At 61.9% G+C, this 19,267-nt stretch carries 20 protein-coding genes and 1 tRNA gene; 9 read left to right on the forward strand and 12 right to left on the reverse strand.

Annotated features, from left to right (window positions below):
• Position 1 precedes the first annotated feature (1 nt).
• From ENE74_RS13535 to ENE74_RS13550, 4 genes are all read left to right on the forward strand, one after another.
• On the forward strand, positions 2 to 631 hold the full coding sequence (locus ENE74_RS13535) for a Crp/Fnr family transcriptional regulator (protein WP_127691476.1): 630 nt from the start codon (positions 2 to 4) through the stop codon (positions 629 to 631).
• 291 nt (positions 632 to 922) lie between these two features.
• The gene (locus ENE74_RS13540) at positions 923 to 1,657 is read left to right on the forward strand and encodes a DUF4386 family protein (protein ID WP_164847480.1); all 735 of its coding nucleotides are present in this window, start codon (positions 923 to 925) and stop codon (positions 1,655 to 1,657) included.
• Positions 1,658 to 1,707: 50 nt separating this feature from the next.
• Positions 1,708 to 2,658: an NAD-dependent epimerase/dehydratase family protein gene (locus tag ENE74_RS13545; RefSeq protein ID WP_164847481.1), complete on the forward strand. Its 951-nt coding sequence runs from the start codon at positions 1,708 to 1,710 to the stop codon at positions 2,656 to 2,658.
• On the forward strand, positions 2,655 to 2,837 hold the full coding sequence (locus tag ENE74_RS13550) for a hypothetical protein (protein WP_127691479.1): 183 nt from the start codon (positions 2,655 to 2,657) through the stop codon (positions 2,835 to 2,837). The genes ENE74_RS13545 and ENE74_RS13550 overlap by 4 nt, the downstream gene beginning before the upstream one ends.
• Before the next feature lie 776 nt (positions 2,838 to 3,613).
• Here the strand turns inward: ENE74_RS13550 and ENE74_RS13560 are convergent.
• From ENE74_RS13560 to ENE74_RS13575, 4 genes are all read right to left on the reverse strand, one after another.
• Positions 3,614 to 5,506, reverse strand: a complete 1,893-nt coding sequence (locus ENE74_RS13560; RefSeq protein WP_127691480.1) for a glycoside hydrolase domain-containing protein — start codon at positions 5,504 to 5,506, stop codon at positions 3,614 to 3,616.
• Positions 5,503 to 6,762, reverse strand: a complete 1,260-nt coding sequence (locus tag ENE74_RS13565) for a YdcF family protein (protein ID WP_241242000.1) — start codon at positions 6,760 to 6,762, stop codon at positions 5,503 to 5,505. Before ENE74_RS13565 ends, ENE74_RS13560 begins: the two co-directional genes overlap by 4 nt.
• A 1-nt stretch (position 6,763) precedes the next feature.
• Entirely contained in the window at positions 6,764 to 9,244 is a 2,481-nt protein-coding gene (locus ENE74_RS13570) for a TonB-dependent receptor (RefSeq protein ID WP_127691615.1), read from the reverse strand.
• A gap of 199 nt (positions 9,245 to 9,443) precedes the next feature.
• A complete protein-coding gene (locus ENE74_RS13575; RefSeq protein WP_164847482.1) occupies positions 9,444 to 9,842 on the reverse strand; it encodes a hypothetical protein in 399 nt (132 codons plus the stop codon).
• A gap of 6 nt (positions 9,843 to 9,848) precedes the next feature.
• Here ENE74_RS13575 and ENE74_RS18275 point away from each other — a divergent pair, with 6 nt between their 5' ends.
• Positions 9,849 to 10,079: a hypothetical protein gene (locus ENE74_RS18275; protein WP_164847483.1), complete on the forward strand. Its 231-nt coding sequence runs from the start codon at positions 9,849 to 9,851 to the stop codon at positions 10,077 to 10,079.
• A gap of 195 nt (positions 10,080 to 10,274) precedes the next feature.
• On the opposite strand, the gene ENE74_RS13580 is transcribed toward ENE74_RS18275, so the two are convergent.
• Positions 10,275 to 10,351, reverse strand: a tRNA-Arg gene (locus ENE74_RS13580).
• A gap of 115 nt (positions 10,352 to 10,466) precedes the next feature.
• Here ENE74_RS13580 and ENE74_RS13585 point away from each other — a divergent pair.
• Positions 10,467 to 11,222 (forward strand): queuosine precursor transporter, encoded by a 756-nt coding sequence (locus tag ENE74_RS13585; RefSeq protein WP_127691482.1) that lies wholly within the window; start codon positions 10,467 to 10,469, stop codon positions 11,220 to 11,222.
• A 191-nt stretch (positions 11,223 to 11,413) separates the two neighbouring features.
• Here ENE74_RS13585 and purQ read toward each other — a convergent pair whose 3' ends face one another.
• From purQ to fmt, 5 genes are all read right to left on the reverse strand, one after another.
• On the reverse strand, positions 11,414 to 12,088 hold the full coding sequence (purQ, locus tag ENE74_RS13590; protein ID WP_127691483.1) for a phosphoribosylformylglycinamidine synthase subunit PurQ: 675 nt from the start codon (positions 12,086 to 12,088) through the stop codon (positions 11,414 to 11,416).
• Position 12,089: 1 nt separating this feature from the next.
• Positions 12,090 to 12,323 carry a phosphoribosylformylglycinamidine synthase subunit PurS gene (purS, locus tag ENE74_RS13595; RefSeq protein ID WP_127691484.1) on the reverse strand — a complete coding sequence of 78 codons (234 nt, stop codon included), beginning with the start codon at positions 12,321 to 12,323 and terminating at the stop codon, positions 12,090 to 12,092.
• A gap of 169 nt (positions 12,324 to 12,492) precedes the next feature.
• Complete coding sequence (gene purC / locus ENE74_RS13600; protein ID WP_127691485.1) at positions 12,493 to 13,272, reverse strand: phosphoribosylaminoimidazolesuccinocarboxamide synthase; 780 nt, start codon at positions 13,270 to 13,272, stop codon at positions 12,493 to 12,495.
• 173 nt (positions 13,273 to 13,445) lie between these two features.
• Entirely contained in the window at positions 13,446 to 14,186 is a 741-nt protein-coding gene (truA, locus tag ENE74_RS13605) for a tRNA pseudouridine(38-40) synthase TruA (RefSeq protein WP_127691486.1), read from the reverse strand.
• A 135-nt stretch (positions 14,187 to 14,321) separates the two neighbouring features.
• Entirely contained in the window at positions 14,322 to 15,230 is a 909-nt protein-coding gene (gene fmt / locus ENE74_RS13610; RefSeq protein WP_127691487.1) for a methionyl-tRNA formyltransferase, read from the reverse strand.
• A gap of 53 nt (positions 15,231 to 15,283) precedes the next feature.
• Here fmt and recR point away from each other — a divergent pair, with 53 nt between their 5' ends.
• From recR to ENE74_RS13625, 3 genes are all read left to right on the forward strand, one after another.
• On the forward strand, positions 15,284 to 15,880 hold the full coding sequence (gene recR, locus ENE74_RS13615) for a recombination mediator RecR (RefSeq protein ID WP_127691488.1): 597 nt from the start codon (positions 15,284 to 15,286) through the stop codon (positions 15,878 to 15,880).
• Positions 15,881 to 15,916: 36 nt separating this feature from the next.
• On the forward strand, positions 15,917 to 16,450 hold the full coding sequence (gene def, locus ENE74_RS13620) for a peptide deformylase (RefSeq protein ID WP_127691489.1): 534 nt from the start codon (positions 15,917 to 15,919) through the stop codon (positions 16,448 to 16,450).
• A 220-nt stretch (positions 16,451 to 16,670) separates the two neighbouring features.
• Entirely contained in the window at positions 16,671 to 18,089 is a 1,419-nt protein-coding gene (locus ENE74_RS13625; RefSeq protein WP_127691490.1) for a DNA recombination protein RmuC, read from the forward strand.
• A gap of 167 nt (positions 18,090 to 18,256) precedes the next feature.
• On the opposite strand, the gene ENE74_RS13630 is transcribed toward ENE74_RS13625, so the two are convergent.
• Together ENE74_RS13630 and ENE74_RS13635 are read right to left on the reverse strand one after the other, a co-directional pair.
• Complete coding sequence (locus tag ENE74_RS13630; protein WP_127691491.1) at positions 18,257 to 18,670, reverse strand: holin family protein; 414 nt, start codon at positions 18,668 to 18,670, stop codon at positions 18,257 to 18,259.
• A gap of 15 nt (positions 18,671 to 18,685) precedes the next feature.
• Entirely contained in the window at positions 18,686 to 19,225 is a 540-nt protein-coding gene (locus tag ENE74_RS13635; RefSeq protein ID WP_127691492.1) for a glycoside hydrolase family 108 protein, read from the reverse strand.
• Positions 19,226 to 19,267 lie beyond the last annotated feature (42 nt).

Raw genomic sequence — 19,267 nt, forward strand, 5'->3', positions numbered from 1 at the left:
TGTGACCTTGCCGGATCCTGACACTACAGCGGGCCGCTTTCTGGACCTGCTCCGGCGACAGGCGCATCCGGTCGAACCAGGCGAAGCGGCCTTAGGCAGGCTCTTGGCAGCGACGCGGGTTATCAATGTGGCAAAAGGCGACACCGTGCTGCGCGCCGGCGACGTTGCCGAATATCTATTCCATATCGACAAAGGGTTGCTTCGGTACTTCTATCTCGACGAGGCAACCGGAGACGAACGAACCGGGCAGTTCTTTGACGAGGGCGGCACGGTGACTGACGCGGCCAGCTTCCTGACGGGCGCGCCGGCGACCCAGACGATCGAGGCAATCGAGGAATCGGTGTTGCTGATCGTGCCGCGAATTGCGCTGTTGCGGGCATATGATGAGGATCACGCCACCGAACGCTTCGGGCGCAAAATGATCGAAGCGGGATTTGTGGGCTTGCAGCGCCGCGCCGCCAATCTGCTCAACATGTCGCCGGATGATCGCTACCGCTATTATGTGCAGACCCGGCCGGAAATCGTGCGCCGGGTGCCGCAATATCTTCTCGCCAGTTTTCTTGGCATCACGCCCGAGAGCCTGTCCCGCATCCGCGGTCGGATGGCGCGACCCGACAAGTCGAAACTGTAATCTAGCTTTGCTTTGCGCCAGTGAGCGTGTTTTGCGCAGCAGCGCTGCTGATGCCAAGCCAAGCCTGTAAGCGGGTGGGCCATTCCATCGCCGCCTCCCCACATGCATCGCAGCGCGCAGGCCCCCGCGAGACGCCCGGCGCGACGTGAACAACTCGCGTGAAAGCGCACTGGCCCGACAATCCCGGTCACGCATTCTTACCCCTCGTCAATGCCTCGGGTCAAAGTTTTCGGCAGTGCCCAGTCACCCAAGGCAGTTCCGCCTTGGCGCACAAGAAAACCGAGGACCGTCATGATCCACGCAGCAGCTATCGCGGCCGAACCGGGCCATCCGCTCCACCCCGCCGATCAGCGTCGCAGCGCCGCCCGCACCGGCGCGCTGCTGCTCGCCGGGCAGTTCATCGCGATGTGGACCGCGTTCTTCATTCTGGCACCGGCGATTAACTGGCCGGCCTCGCTCGGCGAGCCACCCGCAGTCATCCTGCCGCTGATCCGCGCGCATGCGTCCGCGGTGTTTCTCGGTTATCTCAGCTACATCATTCATGCGCTGCTGCTCATCCCCGCGGCGGCAATCCTTCCCGTTGCCCTTGGCATGGGGCCGCAGCAGCGGACGTCGCTGTTGTTCGGTGGACTGGCGGGTTTCGCAAAGGCACTGGGCATTTCGCGCTGGCTTTTCGTGATGCCGGGCCTTGCCACCGCCTTCACCGCGCCCGGCGCAAGCATCGCCACCCGGTCGGCCATCAGCGTCGTGTACCAGGCGTTCAACGCTTATGCCGGCGGGATCGGCGAGATCCTCGGCGTTGGGCTGTTTGCCGGGATATGGACCCTGCTCCTGTCGGCTGCCTTGTTGAAAATGGGCGCGCGGATGCTCGGCATTTTCGGCATGGCGGCAGGGCTTCTGCTGCTTGCGACTCTTCTCTCCGTCGTCGGCATTGAGTCGCCTGTCCTGCTCACCGGCTCGGGCATAGTCTGGCAGCTCTGGACCCTTGCCCTCGCAGTAAAGCTGTGGCGGTCGCGCCTATCCTGACCGGTCGCCGACTTCCTTTTGCCCTAATGCGTTATCGAAGGATTGCTACCATGACCTCCTCCCAGACACATGTCGTTTTCGGTGCCGGCGCGCTCGGCCTCGAAATCGCGCGTCAACTCGCCGAGAGCGGTGCAACGGTCCGTATCGCGACCCGCAGCGGCACGGCCACCGTTCCCGGCGTCGAACCTGTCAAAGCCGATCTGGCGGATCCCGACAGCGCGATTGCTGCGGCAAGCGGAACCGACGTCATCTATTTCTGCGCCGCGCCGCCCTATCAGCATTGGGTGCGCAGCTTCGAGGCGCTTCAGGAAGGGGCGATTGCGGCTGCGCAGCGATCGGGAGCCGTCCTGGTAGCGGCGGAGAATCTGTATGGCTATGGCCGTGCAGGCGCGCTGACGGAAAAGCTGCCGCTGGACGCCCGGACTCGCAAGGGCGCGGTTCGCGCGCGCATGAGCCACCGCCTGTTCGACGCACATGCGGGCGGAGACATCCGCGCAGTCTCGGGCCGCGCGTCGGACTTTTTCGGTCCGACGGTCCGGCAATCGGCACTGGGTGATAGGTTCTGGCCGGATTTGCTCGCCAGCAAGCCGGTCAACTGGTTCGGTGACCCCGATGCCCGCCACAGCTTCACCTATCTGCCGGACTTTGCCGCTGCCCTCATAACGCTGGGTGGCGCGCCCGCCGCCTGGGGCCGTGCCTGGCACGTGCCATGCCCAGAGACGCGGACCGTTCGCGAAATCGCAACGCACGCGGCGGCGCTGGCGGGACTCGCGCCGCCCCGATTTCGCCGGACGCCCCGGTTCATGCTGCGGCTCGTGGGTCTGGCAGTGCCTGCCGCCGGCGAGATGGTCGAGATGGAATATGCTTTCGCGGAGGATTTTGTGGTGGGCCAGGATGATTGGAACCGCCAGTTCAATGAGTCTGCCACCGACTGGGAAAGCGCGTTGGCGGCAACCGTGAAAGATTGGCGATTGAAGCTGTCGGACATTAGCGCAACTTGACCAACACCTCTGGTGCAAAGGCGGCAAGCTTCGGCGTCCGTGGCGTTGAACCGAAATGGTGCGCCACGCCGGACAAAGGTGATGAGTTTCAGCTGTCGCTTACGCTACGCCAGCGCCGCCAAGAAGCATTATACCCGTCGCTAAACGACGCATTGCGCCTTGAGTATCTCTATGCCTGAGTATGGACCGTTGCTTGAGCATGATCCGACCTGATAGAATCACGAGAAATTCCAAAAACGTTGAAATCTGATTCATCGTGCTTGCTGGATACCGAGGCCAGCAGGCATAGTGAAACCGATATCCGAGGATTTGCGGTCGCGGTCGCAAGTGTCGTGCGCCGAGTCCGTGAATGGTGAGAGAGCGGTACGGCAAGGGCAAAGCCGCAAGGCGGCAACAAGCGCTCTCAACGGATTGAAGCGTATCGCAACGCGATCCTGACAGCGATCGAGAGCTAAGTCGACATCACCCTTTTCGAGCTGGTCGAAATGCCGAGGGCGGCGCATGGAGCGCTGTTCGCGCCGAGCAGGATCGGCCCGATATGCTCGGGCGGCGGCAGGCCTGGTTCAAGCGCCGACCTGATCTTGATCCTGAAAGGCTGGTCTTTATCGATGAGACCGACGCCTCGACGAGGATGGCCCAGCTTCGCGGGCGGTCAAGTCGCGCGGTAGACCACCGTTCAGCGCGACGTCGTGATCGGCAATGCCTTTCCACAGCTCTAGCAGATCAGAAATCGCGGGCCAATTGCGAGGGCGACGACAGCACTTTTAGCCTATAGCCGACCCGCTACGACCGATGCGCTCACACCTTCATGTCCGCCATCCGTATCGCAGCAATCGTCATCTTCTGGCTCAACCCATAAGGCCTGAGCCTGGGGAATTGCAGTATCTGGGGCTACTCATATCGGCGGCCCATGTGAGTTGATTGGGTGTGGCCTGCGAATTCAAAAGACTATCTACTACATGCTCCTTCCGTTAATCCTGATGTTCTTAACCATCGGCGTCGTCCTGACGAACTTCGGTTCGCCGGGTGTGATGGGATACATGCCCAGTGCAGCCCAGATGTACCAGGCCGACATCGTCCCGGCATCATCATCCATCCCGTCGGCAAAGCCCTGCGGCGCGAGCGCAAAACTGCGCCCGATCCACGGTTCGGGGCGGACTCCCGAATTGACATAACGGTGTGCCACGGGCTGCTCGATATAGCGACGCACCGTACGTTCAGTTGCGGCCGGATCGCCAGCCCATGCGAAAAGATAGGGCACATGGATGTCGGGCTGGTTCGTCATGTTGAACAGATTGTCTGCGAAGAACCGGTCCAGTTCCGATCGGAACAATGGTCCCAATGTTTTCGCCAGCCAGGGCAGATCGAAAACAGGCGCCCAGCGATATTGTGCCAGCGTACCCTGATACAGGCCGCGTGCCTTCACGATGTCGGCATCCTCACCCAGTTCTCGAAAAGTCGAAAGCCACATCGGCCGATAGGCAAGCGCCTTGATGCGAAACCGCTGCGCGATGGCTGTTTCGCCGAGATCAGATGCGAGTTCGGCAACGGCCCAATCGTCGTAGGCCGCTTCGATCTGCTCGTCGGGTGTGTTCCGGGCCAGCGTATCGCTTTCGGCGACCATCCCCGCCAGCGCCGCCTGCGCATCGAAATCGACAATCCCCTTCCGGCGAAAATCGAGCAGAACGATCCCGGCATGTTCGGTGCGGACCGTCAGAAAGGGCTCCATCGGCGTGGCCCACCGCTTCTTGCCCGTCTGATACAGTCGAACGAGCGACCGGGCGATCTGCCCGGCGCGCGCAGGATCGACCAAGGCGAGCAAAGGCATCTGGGTGCGATAATTGTCCCATAATGCCCAGCTTGTATAATGTTGATCGCCGGGCGCGACTTGGGCGATCAGGCCGTCGCTGCCGCGGAAGCGCCCATCGGGATCAGCGATCGCCACCGGTGTCTGCATCACGCGAAAGAGGGACGTATAGAACAACGCCTGCTGTTCGGCCGAACCATCGAACGTGATGCGGGACAGCTCCCTGTTCCAGGCGGCAAGAGTCTTCGCAACGATAGCGTCGAACGGATGATCGGCCAGTTCGCTGTCGCGAACGGATGCCGCCGCCGCCGCATCGACTGAGGACAGACCTGTGCGCAACTCGATGACGTCGCCAGATTGCACCGAAAGCGACAACTGCGCCGCTTTCGCCGGATCGCCTGACCAGCCTGATTTCACAACCCTGTCGTTACGCACCAAGCGCGTGGCCGAATGGAGATTATAGGCACCTACGTCGCAGACCGTGCCGGCGGAGAAGTCCGCGCGCAGGTCACCATCGCGTTGCGCCTGCCATTTCGAGGAGAGTCGCTTAGAATAGCCCTGGTCGAACGCCACTGTTACAATGACGCGTCCGGCTTTCGGCAAGGTGAAACGTACGACCCCGGCTCCACGGGTTGCCGTCATTTCCGCCCGGATGGCCGGACCATAAATGACGGTATAATAGCCCGCATGCGCTTTCTCATGCGCCTTGTCGATCATTGCAGGCATGGGCGCATCAGCATAGTTCAGCGATATGCGGACATCGCCTCCTGCTCCGCCACATCCCACGCCCACGCCTCGCGTGTGGGAAAAGCCCACCAACTGCGTGGCGGCATGGTCATAGCCCGCATGATTGGCCGGAACGGTATCCGGACCAAGCTGCACCATGCCGAACGGTGCGACCGCCGCTGGGCTAAGCTGTCCGAAATCGGCCAGAGTGCCGACGAAGGGATCAACCAGCAAACCCGGTTCGCGCGCCATCGCTGTGGGCGCTGCAAGACCGATGGCGCACATGGTGAGCAATATGGCACCGATGCGAATCATGGGTCGAGCGGATCGACGGCTTCGACGTGAAAGGCGACGGGATCCGGCGTGAAGATCAGCGTGAAGCGATCCGGCCCCGGTGCGAGACGACCAGGCTGCACACCCATCTCGCGTACATTACGTTCCGCAAGTTCGCTGCTGCCGATATATTGGATGGTACGGTGATCCGACACCACCAACGCCGGTTTGTCGGCTGGAAAGTCCGCTGCGAGCAGCAGACGCGCGCAATTGCGCAGGTTGGTCGTCGTGTGGCGCGCATGAGGCTCCATCAGGATGCGATCGGCCGGAATACCATATTGTGTGACCAGAAGCCGTTTCATCTCCACCGCTTCGTTGAACGGGGTGCGGTTGGGATGCACATTGCCGCCGGACACGATGATGAACGGGGCAAGCCCGCGCGCAAACAGATCGGCGGCGATCGCCAGCCGGATATGGCCCATAACCCCGGTGCGCGATTGCACATCCTCCGGTCCGTGGCCGAACACCAGCAGGGCGGTATAGGGCTTGGCACGCCAGTTCATCCTGGCGATCGCGCGGACGGTGTCCGCATTGTCGCCGCCCAGCAAGGGCCGGAACGTGCCTGCGTCGATGCGTTCGTTCATCTGCATCAGGCCGTTGGCGTACCGCAGCGCCGGCTCGAAAAACAGATCGTTGGGCTTTGTCTGCGCTGCCGTCGCAACCCCATGGGCGCTCAGCACATCGACCATCCTCGGATCGGCAATGTCGAAGATGAACGCATCGATAGCGGGATAGCGCGGCGGCACCCCCTTGGCATAAACATCGATGACGCGGTTCATCGCCATCGCCGCGTCACGCCAGGCGGCTGCGAGCAAGTCCGCATCGGACAGCGCAGCATGGCGCGCGAACCGTCCGGACGCCCGTATTTGTCGGTCCACCAGCGCATCGGCGGCCTTTTGATTGCTCATGATCGTTCGCAGCCGGGCTTCGACCGCTGCTATGTCCTCGGCGGTCCAGGCCCATGCGTCCGCAAGGCACTGCGGTGCTGGTTTGCAGGCGCCTTGTGGCACGCGCGCCGCCCGATCAGTCGCCAGCTTCTGCAGCACGGGATCGTTCCGCAACGCATCTGCCCAGCCCGGTGCCGTTTGCAGCATCGCGAACAATGGAAAGACCCGGTTCGTCAGCCTGTCTGCAAAGGGTGCTGAATAGCCCGCAGGATCCTGTGCCGTCGCCGTCCTGTGAAGGCCGACGGCGACGGCAAGAGACAGGGCAAGCAGCGTAGTGCGCGCTGTCCGCACTCTACCAGCTCATGCTGACGATGAAGCGGAAGTTGCGGCCGAAGACCGGGCGACCGTAGATCGCTTCGCTCGAGCCTTGCCCCGCAAGCTGGTCCGTGCGCGGATTGCCTTCGGTCAGACCTTTTGCGTTGGTCAGATTGTCACCGACAACCTGGAAGCGCCACCGGCCCTGGGTCAGCGATGCACTTGCCCCGATCGTTTCAAAGCCGGGAAGTTCCGTCTGGTTGAAAAGGTCGACATAGCGGCGGCCCATCCATTCGTAGCGGCCCACTACCTCCAACTGGCCGTCGCCGACGGGGAAACGCACTGACGGACGGATGTTGCCGAAGAACTTGGGTTCGCGGATGATCTGGTTGCCGTTGACCGCGCTGGGATCGGCACCGGAGGAGTTTTCCAGATTGCGATATTGCGGATCGGAATAGGTGATCGATCCCGCCAGTTCGAACCAGCGCACCGGATTGATGCGGCCATCAACCTCGACGCCCTTCACGATGGCTTCGCCGATAAACGGCACGGCCTGATCGTTACGGCCCGTGACCGGGTTGAAGGCGATGAACGATGCGTTGAAGGGGTCGAACTTCGTATAGAAGCCGGTAACGTAGAGATTGGCCATGCCGAAGCTGGCCTTGACGCCCAGTTCGTATTGCCGTGCCTTGGTCTTGATGATGGTGGGTGCGGGGTTGGACACGACGCCCATCTGCGGCGGCACCTCGAGGTTCGACACACGGCCATAGGCACCCAGATTACCCGTGAAATCGTAATTCACGCCGAGCGTCCAGTTGGTCGCCGAAGGCTTCAGCGTACGTGAAACGATCGCACCGCTAAAGGCGCGCGTCGCGTTGTCCGCCAGCGTCGTGGGATCGCCCAGATCGGCGCTCGTCGACAACAGAGAGAAGCCTTCATAATCATACCATTCCTTGCGGATACCACCGTCCACGCGCAGGCCTTGCGTGATTTCCCAAGTGTCGTTGGCGTAGATGGCGATCATCTTCGCGTCTGCTTCGCCCTGGTTCAGTGTTGTGGTGTAGCGCAAAACGCCGTTCTGCGTGACCGAACCAAGCACTGCGCCGGTCGCCGAATAGGCCAGAAGATCAAGTGTACGGGGCCTGCTCTTCACTTCGATCAGCATATCCTGATAGACCTGGAACAGAGTGTTACCATAAGCCGAGCCGTAAACGCCGACGCGCACGTCATGCGATCCGAAGCCCGTCTCGAACTTGCGCGTGACGCTCAGATCCGCTTGGCCCGAGTAAAACTCCGATTCCGAGACGCGATACTGGCCGGACATGACGAGACCCAGAGACTCGGCAGGGTCGTAGGGCGTCGCGCCGTTGGTGCCTGCAATCGCATAGCCGATGCGCGACACGTTCGGCCCGAAGGCCGTGCGCGCCGCTGTCAGATAGCTCGCTGCGAAGGCGGTTGCGCCAGTCGGATTGGTGGTCGAATAGAAAGCGTCGAAGCTGCTCTTGCCCTTGGTGAAGCCGCCCTTGGCGGACACCCGCCAGCCGTCGAAATCGCCTTCATATTGCAGGCCGACATTGAAGAACCGCATGTGCCGTCCATCCGCCAGATCGCGGTTGAGGCTCTGCGTCACACCGGCACCGTCACGATATTTCAAGTTGACGTTGCGCAGCGACGGGGAGTTCAAGGTGCCGGTGTGATAATCGATCAGGGAGTCGAGCGAGACCGACGGATTGCGCGGATCGGCAACCGGGATCGGCAGATAGAACAGGTTGTGGTCGTTCGTATATTGCATCGACAGCTTTACGAACCCATTGTCGAGATCGTGCTTCAGGTTGGCGCGGATCTGGCCGCCCTTGTCGTTCGGAAAACCCGCATCGCGATAGCCGTCATGCTGACGCAGGAAGCCGCCAATGGCGTAATAGGTGTTCTCGCCAAGCGGACCGGACTGGACTGCATCAAGCCGGTACAGGCCGGTATCGCCCAGCGTGATCTGCGCCTTGCCGCGCGATTCCTGGGTTCCGGTTACCGTGATAATATTGGCGATGGCGGCGGCGCTGCTGGCGTAGATCGGCGCCGGGCCGCCGCGGACCACTTCGATACGTTCGCTCATCAGGTCGAAGCGGTTCATGCCGTCGCCCGAGTTGAAGAAGACGCCGTCGATTTCATGATAGAGCGGCAAGCCATCCTGCTGAAAGATGAGATAGCCCCGGTCGGTAGGAATGCCGCGGACGCGCGTGATGTTCTGCACTTCGCCGCCGGTCGCTTCGACCTGAATACCCGGAACGGTGCCCAGCAGATCGGCAAGGTTCTTCGGCGCAATTTTCTGCACTTCTTCCTGACCGAGCAAGTTGACGGCATAGGACACGTCGAAACGGCGCTGGGCGCGGGCGCTCCCCGTCACCACGATGTCCGACACCGTCGCCTCTTCTTCAACAACCGGAGCAGTGGCCTGTGCGGCGTCCTGTGCCAGCGCAACGCCCGGCATCGACCAGGCGAGAGCGCCAATCGACGCAAGCATTGGAACGACGTGAATAGCGCGACGTGTGGTGTTCATGATGTCAATTCCCCCTGTGGTTGACGGTCGGATAGGGGGACTTGGAGACAGCTTCGCGGCGGAGGCGTTACAGTGAGGTTACCTAATTACTACCATGTGCGTAATATTGCTTTTCTACCCAAAGTACGCGTCGCCGTGCCCGAGAATGCACATAGTCCATTGATTACATTGCGATAATCGAGATTTTGCCGGCGCTACGTGCAATTGTTCCCGTATCGGTTGCAGCCACGTCCTTCAGGGCGATTCGATCCATATTGGGCCGCTTTGCTGGCCTCCTCGGCAATGCACGCGCACCGGCTCCAATGGCTCTGACCATAGCCGCAATCTTTGCGACCTGCGCGCGGCGAACACTCGAATCGAGCCTTTTCCGGAGTAGCTCGACCGGCAATTCGGTGGGTCCCACGCGCCGTTCGGTTGCATCTCGTTCCGTAGCGATTTCATTACGTTTAGCGATCTGAGCATTGCGCTCAATCAGCCGCTGCTCAAACTTGTTCAGATGCAAATCTGTATTTGCGTTAAGGACTTTCAGCTTTTCGCGAACTTCGTAGTCAAACTTCTCCAACGGCTTATGGTGCGCGTCGGTCAGGCCGGCAAGACCACAGAGCGCATGAAGGCGATAGCCAAGGAACTGGCTGAGATTGATCGGACCACTTCTCAGGTGGTGGACTGCATCGTGGAGACTAAAAACAGGACTGTCATCAGACAACTGGAAAACAAGCTCAGCGAGATGGAACAGCCTAAGCTCCCTTTAGCTGAAAACATCGCAAAATGCGGAACGCCAGTACGCAATCATGGCTAGGTTTTGCGAACCTCGATGGCATTCCTCGTAAGTCATTAAATTTTCGTAGAATCAGACCGCCTTGCGGACAACGTGCAGCGGCAAGACTGACCCTTAGCGACCAACTCAAATATGACAGGAAAGAAGGGTTTCGAAATCAATAAATATCTTTTATTTTCAAAAAATTACGGTACATTTCCGACTGCAATGAAGGGATGGCGCGCCCGGCAGGATTCGAACCTGCGACCACCCGCTTAGAAGGCGGGTGCTCTATCCGGCTGAGCTACGGGCGCTCCGCGCTTCCCATAGCGATGCGCTCGGAGTGGCGCAATTGCGCGGCGGTAAATGATGCAAGGTGTCAACCAGGCGGATTGCATTGCGCCGCCGGTGCGATACACCCGATCGGGCATGACACAGCCTGCCGCAGATGATCCCATCCGCAAGATCGATTCCGCCGCGCTCGGCGCTCGGCCCCTGCGCTATTTCGATTTCGTCATGGCCGCGTTCGTCGTCGTGCTGGTGCTGTCCAATGTCATCGGTGCGGCAAAGCTCGCGGCGATCGACCTGTTTGGCCATCCCTTCATCTTTGGCGCGGGCATATTATTCTTTCCGGTCAGCTATGTGATCGGCGATGTGCTGACCGAAGTCTATGGCTATGCGCGGGCACGGCGCTGCATCTGGGCCGGTTTCGGCGCCATGATATTTCTGGCGATCATGACTGTGGTGGTCGTCGCCATGCCGCCCGCACCCGGCTGGAATGGGCAGGGTGCCTATGAAGCGGTGTTCGGTACGCTGGGCGAGCAGACGCTGCGTATCGTCGCGGCGTCGATCGCAGGTTTCTGGGGCGGAGAGTTCGTCAACGCTTTCGTCCTCTCGCGCATGAAAGTCCTGACGCAGGGACGAATGCTATGGAGCCGCACCATCGGATCGACGGTGTTCGGGCAGGCGGTCGACAGCCTGATCTTCTATCCGATCGCGTTCCTCGGCGTGTGGACGACCGATCAGGTGCTGACCGTGATGGTCACGAACTGGGCGCTGAAAGTCGCCTGGGAAGTATTGCTGACACCCCTAACCTATATCGTCGTCAACGGGCTGAAGCGTCGTGAGGGGCTGGATGTGTTCGACGCGGATACCGACTTCACGCCGTTCCGCACGCAGCTTTAGCGGTCGAACGATTTCGCCCGACCAGGCCTGTTCGTCCCGAGCCCTTCGACCGCCTGCTTGCAGCAGGCGCTCAGGCTAAACTTCAGCCTTTGGCTGAAGTCGAGGGACAAGGCGTCAAGCGTTGCGAATAGAGGTGTGTCGACTTCGTTAGACACGAACCGAAACCGGACGGCCCGCGTACAGGGCGGCAATCACGCCCGCTCCAGCAGCCCTTCGACAATGCCCTCGAACAGTCGCCGCCCGTCGATGCCGCCATGTGCCGCCTCGATCATGCGTTCGGGATGCGGCATCATGCCGAGCACATTGCCGCCATCGTTGAGAATACCCGCGATGTCGCGTGCCGATCCGTTGACGCTTTCGGCATAACGGAAAGCGATCCGTCCTTCGCCTTCCAGCCGGTCGAGCGTCGCGTCGTCCGCGAAATAATTGCCGTCATGATGAGCGACGGGGATCGTCACGCGCTCGCCTGCGGAATATTTCGCGGTGAAGGCCGACTGGCTGTTTTCGACCGTCAGCGCCACGTCACGACAGACGAAATGAATGTCCGCATTGCGCATCAGCGCGCCGGGGAGCAGGCCGGTCTCGGTCAGTACCTGAAAGCCGTTGCAGATTCCCAGGACGAAGGTCCCACGCGCCGCCGCTTGCACCACCGCCTGCATGACAGGCGATCGCGCGGCCATCGCGCCGGAGCGCAGATAATCGCCATAGGAGAAGCCGCCCGGCACGCCAATCAGGTCGATGTCGTCGGGCAACGCGGTATCGCCATGCCAGATCATCGCTGGCTTCGCGCCGGTCACGCTTTCGAAGGCGACGGCAAGGTCGCGGTCGCAATTGCTGCCGGGAAAGACGATGACCGCGCACTTCATGTCAGCCGACCTTTTCAATGCGATAGTTTTCGATAACGGTGTTCGCCAGCAGTTTCTGACACATGGCGTCGATGTCCGCGTCGTTCGTATCGTCGGCCAGGTCCAGTTCGATGAGCTTGCCCGCGCGCACGTCGTTCACCCCGTCGAAACCAAGGCCGTTGAGGGCATGGTGGATCGCCTTGCCCTGCGGATCGAGAACGCCGCCTTTCAGGGTTACGAAAATGCGGGCTTTCATGGCGGCAGGACTCCTGATCGGTCGAATGCCGCACCCCCTAGACCAAAGCGCGACGGAGTTGAAGCGGGTTTGGGATAACGGCCGCCATCATCATCCGTTCGGTTCGAGCTTGTCGAGAACTTCGCGCGGGCTGGGTTCTCGACAAGCTCGAACCGAACGGGGATGGGGATTAAATCCCGCGCTTCTTGCGATGCGTTTCCATGTCCAGAATGGCATTTTCCGCGCCTTCGGGCAGCAGGCCCAAACGGCGGGCTACTTCCTGATAGGCTTCGACTTCGCCGCCCAGATCGCGGCGGAACCGGTCCTTGTCCAGCTTTTCATTGGTCACGCTGTCCCAAAGGCGGCAGCCGTCGGGGCTGATTTCGTCGGCCAGGATGACACGGCTGAAATCCCCGTCCCAGATGCGACCGAACTCCAGCTTGAAGTCGATGAGGCGAATGCCGATGCCTGCAAACAGGCCGCACATGAAATCATTCACGCGGATTGCCATGTCGGCGATGTCGTGCATTTCCTCCTGGCTCGCCCAGCCGAAGCAGGCGATATGCTCTTCGGAAATCAGCGGATCGCCCAGCGCATCGTCCTTGTAGCAATATTCGATCAGCGTCCGGGGAAGCTGCGTGCCTTCCTCGATGCCTAGCTTCTTGCTGAGCGATCCGGCGGCAACATTGCGTACCACGACTTCGATCGGAATGATCTCGACCTGCCGGATGAGCTGTTCGCGCATGTTGAGGCGGCGGATGAAATGCGTAGGGACGCCGATTTGCCCGAGCAGCGTGAAGATATGCTCGGAAATCCGGTTGTTTAGGACGCCTTTGCCCGAAATCGTGCCTTTCTTCTGCGCGTTGAACGCGGTCGCGTCATCCTTGAAATACTGGATCAGCGTGCCCGGTTCGGGACCTTCGTAAAGGATCTTGGCTTTGCCTTCGTAAATCTGGCGGCGACGGGCCATGGCATATCCCTGCTTCTCGAAAAACAATGCGCCCCGGCAGACGCGAATCGAGAAAGATCAGCGGTCGCCGGGGCTGTAGCGGGTGCCCATAGACGAAAGCGGTGGGCGGTGCAAATGGGGCAGGCGCAAGCGACGCTCCACCACCTTACCGAATGTGGGTAACGCGAGCAGGCTTATGGATACACGGCGCTCACGAAATAGAGGCCGTCCGGCGGGGCATTGAGGCCCAGAGCCGCACGGTCCTTTGCCTCCAGCGCCCGTGCCATATCCTGCGCCGACCATTTGCCGGTGCCGACCAATGCCAGGCAACCGACCATCGAGCGCACCTGATGATGCAGAAAGGATCGCGCCGCTGCATGGATGGCGATGCGATCGCCCGTGCGGACCACGTCGAGCCGGTCGAGCGTTTTTACCGGACTGGCCGACTGACAATGGACCGAACGGAAGGTTGTGAAGTCATGGCGGCCCACCAGTCTCTGCGCCGCATCGTGCATGGCATCGCCGTCGAGCGGATGGGATATCCGCCAGGCCAGCCCCCTTTCCCACGTCAGCGGCGCGCGCCGGTTCGCGATATGGTAGACATAGGACCGGCCGACGCAGGAAAAACGGGCATGCCAGTCGTCCGCCACCGTCTCGCAGGCGATGATCGCCACCGGCACCACCCGCATCTTGGCGTTGAGGGCCTCCATCAGACGAAAAGGTGTGATCGCCTTGGCGATGTCCGCATGGGCACGCATCGCGATGCCATGCACGCCCGCGTCGGTGCGGCCCGCGGCATGCACGCTTACGCACTCCCCCGTGACTGCCGTGATCGCCTCTTCGATCGCCTGCTGTACGGTGGGGCCGTGCGCCTGTCGCTGCCAGCCCATGAACGGGCGGCCATCATATTCCACGGTCAGGGCGAAGCGGGTCATCGGTAAACCTTACCCCAAGCCACACCTCCCTCCGTTCGGTTCGAGCTTGTCGAGAACTTCGTACGGGAAGCGTTCTCGACAAGCTCGAACCGAACGGAGTTTGGGAAAAGTTGGGGTGACGGAATAGCGACAGCCTCAATCATCCACATGCGTCCCGGCCGCCATCGTGAAACCACGCAGCAGTTCGCCCGCCGACATGGCGGCCTTGCCGGCCCGCTGGATCAGCGTGGGGCGGATGCTCCCGCTGCCGCATCCGATCAGCAGGCTGTCGTCCAGCATCATGCCCGGTGTGCCATTGCGCGTCTCGACATTCGCGGCATGCACCCGCATCCGTTCTCCGCGATAGCTGAAATAGGCACCGGGGGCAGGGTTGAAGGCCCGTATCTGCCGCTCGACGGCATGGGCGTCAGCGGTGAAATCCAGCTTCGCCTCTGCCTTGTCGATCTTGGCGGCGTAGGTCACGCCTTCACTCGGCTGCGGCACGGTCGGGAAAGCCTCGATATCCTCCAGCACCTCCGCCATGAGCCGCGCGCCCGCCTCCGCGAGTTCTGCCGTCAGTTCGCCGGCCGTCTTTGTCTCGATCGGGGTGACGTGCTTCGCGCGCATCGGGCCGGTGTCGAGACCCGCCTCCATGTCCATGATGGTGACGCCGGTCAGCGTGTCGCCCGCCAGGATCGCCCGCTGGATCGGTGCCGCACCGCGCCAGCGGGGCAGCAGCGACGCATGGATATTCAGGCAGCCGCGTTTCGGTGCGTAAAGGATCGCGCGCGGCAGGATCAGGCCATAGGCCGCAACCACCGCTACATCGGCCCCGTGCGCGGCAAACGCCGCCTGCGCGGCTGCATCCTTTAGGCTGACGGGCACATGGACAGGCAATCCCAATGCTTCCGCCTGGGCCTGCACGGGGGAGGGGCGCAGCGCCTTGCCCCGCCCGGCGGGACGCGGCGGCTGGCTGTAGACGGCGACGATGTCGTGGCCTGCCGCGACCAGCCGTTCCAGCGGTGGCACCGCGAATGCGGGCGTTCCCATGTAGATGATGCGCATCGCCTCTCTCAAGCCCTTGTCGGGCAGGAGTGCAAGCCCCTATGTGGTGTGTCATGGCTTCTCCCGAAATTGAGGCGTTGACGCAGGCGCTCGCCCGCCTTCCCGGTCTTGGCCCGCGGTCGGCGCGGCGCGCCGTGCTACATCTTCTCAAAAAGAGGGAACTGGCACTGGCGCCCTTGCGGCGCGCGCTTGAAGCGGTGGAGCAGACCCTGTCCACCTGCCAGCTTTGCGGCAATGTCGATACGGTCGATCCCTGCGGCATCTGCACCGATCCCCGCCGCGATGCGCGCGCGCTGTGCGTGGTGGAGGATGTGTCGGATCTTTGGGCGCTCGACAAGTCGCGGCTCTTCCCGGGCCGCTTCCATGTGCTCGGCGGGCGGCTCTCCGCGCTTGAAGGCGTACGGCCGGAGGATCTTGCCATAGACGCTCTGGTGGGCAGGGTGGCGGCGGGCGGCATCGACGAAGTGGTGCTCGCCATGAATGCGACGCTGGAGGGACAGACGACGGCGCATTACATTGCCGAACGGCTGGAACGGTTTCCGGTGCGCCTTACTCAGCTTGCTCATGGCCTGCCGGTCGGCGGCGAACTCGACTATCTGGATGAAGGGACGCTGGCGCAGGCGCTGCGCGCACGTCGGCCGGTCGGGTGACTTGATCTTCCGGCGCTCTCCCCATATTTTACCGCCATGGCTATCCTTCCCATCATCGAGACGCCCGATCCTCGGCTGCGCACCATTTCCACGCCGGTTGAGGCGATCGACGCCGATCTGCTGCGTCTGATCGACGATATGTTCGAAACGATGTACGATGCCCCGGGGATCGGCCTTGCCGCCATTCAGGTCGGCGTGCCCAAGCGAGTGCTGGTCATTGACCTGCAGGAGCCGGAGGAAGAGGGCGGACCGCCGGTCAAACGCCCGCTGGTGTTCATTAATCCGCAGATATTGGACGGATCGGGCGATCTTTCCGTCTATCAGGAAGGCTGCCTGTCGGTGCCCGACCAATATGCCGATGTAGAGCGGCCCGCTTCCATCCGCGTGAGCTGGATGGACCGTGATGGCCGCATTCGGGAGGAGCAGCTCGACGGGCTGCTCGCGACCTGCCTTCAGCATGAGATGGACCATCTGGAAGGCATTTTGTTCATCGATCACCTTTCCCGTCTCAAGCGAGAAATGGTGCTCAAGAAGCTGGCGAAGCAACGCAAGGAAGCGAAGGCCGCTTAGGGTCTGAAAGCAAAACGGCGCGCCACTTTTTAACCCGTCATTCCCGCGAATGCGGGAACCCATCTTGCCAACCGCACGTCTGTAACCAAGATGTGACATGGATTCCCGCATTCGCGGGAATGACGGGTTCGCATGTAAAGCGATGGTCGATCATCACCCCCTTGCCACCTTCCTCCCCCTCCGATAAGTTCCCTTTTCGTTCCCATAACGGAAAGCCCTGATGGACCCGATCGTTCTTGCCATTATCGTTGCGGCGCTGATCGGAGGTCTGGTCGTCGGCTGGGTATTGCGGGGACAGGCCGTGTCAGCGCTCACCGCGCGTCTTGACGCGGCCGTTGCCGATCGGGACATGGCGCAGCGCGATCTTGCCGTCGCCCGCGAGCGCGTGGATCAGGCCGCTACCCTCGCGGCGCGGCTCGACGCCGTGCAGGCGGAGCGGGAAGCGGCCCTGCGCGATCTTGCCGCGCTGCGTTCCGACCAGCAGGCCCGCACCGAGGCCTTCCACGCACAGATCACGGCCCTGACGCAGGCCAAGGAACAGCTTTCCGCCCAGTTCAGCGAAATCGGCGGCAAGATACTGGAACAGGCGCAGAAAGCCTTCCTGGAACGCGCCGACCAGCGGTTCGATCAGGCCAATCAAAAAGGCGAGGCGCAGTTGAAGGCGCTGCTTCAACCGGTGGAAACGACGCTCAAACGCTATGAGGAAGGGTTGCAGCGTGTCGAGAAGGACCGCGTCGGCAGCTATCACGAGCTGCGCGAGGCGGTCGAGCAGGTCAAGCTGGGGCAGGGTCAGGTGCGCGACGAGACCGCGAAACTCGTCAACGCCCTGCGCGCTGCGCCCAAGACGCGCGGGCGCTGGGGCGAGCAGCAGTTCAAGAACCTGATCGAAACGGCGGGCCTTTCCGCTTTTGTTGATTTCAGCGAGGAAGTGTCGGTCGATACGGAGGAGGGGCGGCTGCGCCCCGATTTCATCATCCGCCTGCCGGGCGACCAGCAACTTGTCGTCGATGTCAAATGTTCGCTGGAGGCTTATCTGAACGCCGTGGAGCAGACGGAGCAGGGCGCGCGGGACCGGTATCTGATCGATCATGCGCGCGCGGTTCGCACCCATGCCGACGCGCTGGGCCGCAAGGCCTATTGGGAACAGTTCGACAAGGCGCCCGATTTCGTCATCATGTATGTGCCGGGCGACAATTTCGTCACCGCCGCGCTGGAAGCCGACATGGACCTGTGGGAGCGGGCGGCGAAGAACCGTGTCATCATCTGCGGCCCCGCCACCTTCCTGCCGCTCGCGCGGACGCTGGCCGGGCACTGGCGGCAGGCGAAGATGCAGGAGGAAGCGCAGCAGATCGGCCTGCTCGCCAAACAGCTTTACGAACGCCTCGCCAGCGCCGCGACGCAGCTTAAGAAGCTGGGCAACCGGCTGGGCGGTGCGGTGGCGGATTACAACGCGTTCGTCGGCGGCTTTGAATCACGCGTCCTAGTGACGGCCCGCAAGTTCAGGGATCTGAACGTCGATACCGGCGGCAGAGACCTTGAAGCGGCAGACCCCGTCGACGTGATGCTGCGCGATCCGCAAGCCATCGAAAGCCTCCGCGCGCTGCCTGAGCCTGATACTGCGGCGCAGGCGGCGGAGTAGATGAAACACTCCTCCCCCGTTTGGGGGAGGGCAGCGAGACTTGGTGGCGTAGCCACCTAGTCGCAGCGGGAGAGGGATTGCGCCGTATCGGGCTGAGAACCCCTCTCCAAGTTTCGGTAAGCCTACGGCTAACCTCCACTATCCTCTCCCACTGGAGAGGATGCGTGTTACCGGTCCACTCCCTTCACCTTCCCCCATGTTCGCGCCGCGGTGTACCCCAGATAGCCTGTCCCGAAGAGCGCATAGAGCGACTCCGGCAATCCGTTCAGATAGGCCGTAATCCCCCGCGCGATCGCCTCGGCCAGTTCCGGGCGGATGCCTGCGATCAGGCCCATCGGGATCGACCACAGCAGCAGCGCATACATGACATAGAGGAACGCGGGGCGGGCGCGGCTGGTCCACGGGTCGGGTGATTGCGCCTCGGCGAGGATCGCCGAAAGCTGGGCCTGCACGGCGTCGATCTCCCGACTCGCCTCCAGTTTCAGCAGTTCAAGCTTGGCGGCGTCGCGGGCGCGGGGATCGGGAATGATCTTGTCGATGATCTGGCCAACAGGGCCGATGATGCCTTGTAGCATGCTCATGGCATGATCCTCCGCTTAACCGATCCGGTTGGCAAGCCAGCCATAGAGAAAGGCCTCGTTTGCAGGGCGGCTCTCGGCCAGATCGATGTAGCGCGCACCCTGCAATGCCTCTATCGCTTTCAGCAGCACCGTCTCGCCGTTGCGCCCGCGTGCTTCCATGAAGCCGCCCAGCGCCGCCAGGGTGCGCGGCCCGATTCGTCGGTCGACGGCGATATCGCGATAATCCCGCCCGTTGCGATTGAGGGCATTGAGCGCCCGCTGCAGAAAGCCGGCCGCCACCGCTGGTCCCATATTCACGCCAGTGTCAAACAATTCTGCGGCGATCTTCGGCGCAATCTCCGCGACGAAGGCGAAGCGCGGCCCGTCCCAATAGCGCGCCCGATAGATGGCGACGGCCTGTTCGCGCGGAAAGCCCCGCATGTCGCCCTGATAGCCATGCGCGCGTGCCACTGTCTGCGTAATGCCCCACCGCGTCGGCCCGCCACGGTCCGCCGGATGGTCGCTGAACCCGCCCTCACGGCGGATCACCTCGTCGATAAGCGTGTCGATGTCCATGCTGCTCTCCTGATGAAAAGAAGCAGAAATAACCTTATTGGT

The organism is Sphingobium algorifonticola (genome assembly GCF_004005485.1).
Classification (GTDB): domain Bacteria; phylum Pseudomonadota; class Alphaproteobacteria; order Sphingomonadales; family Sphingomonadaceae; genus Sphingobium; species Sphingobium algorifonticola.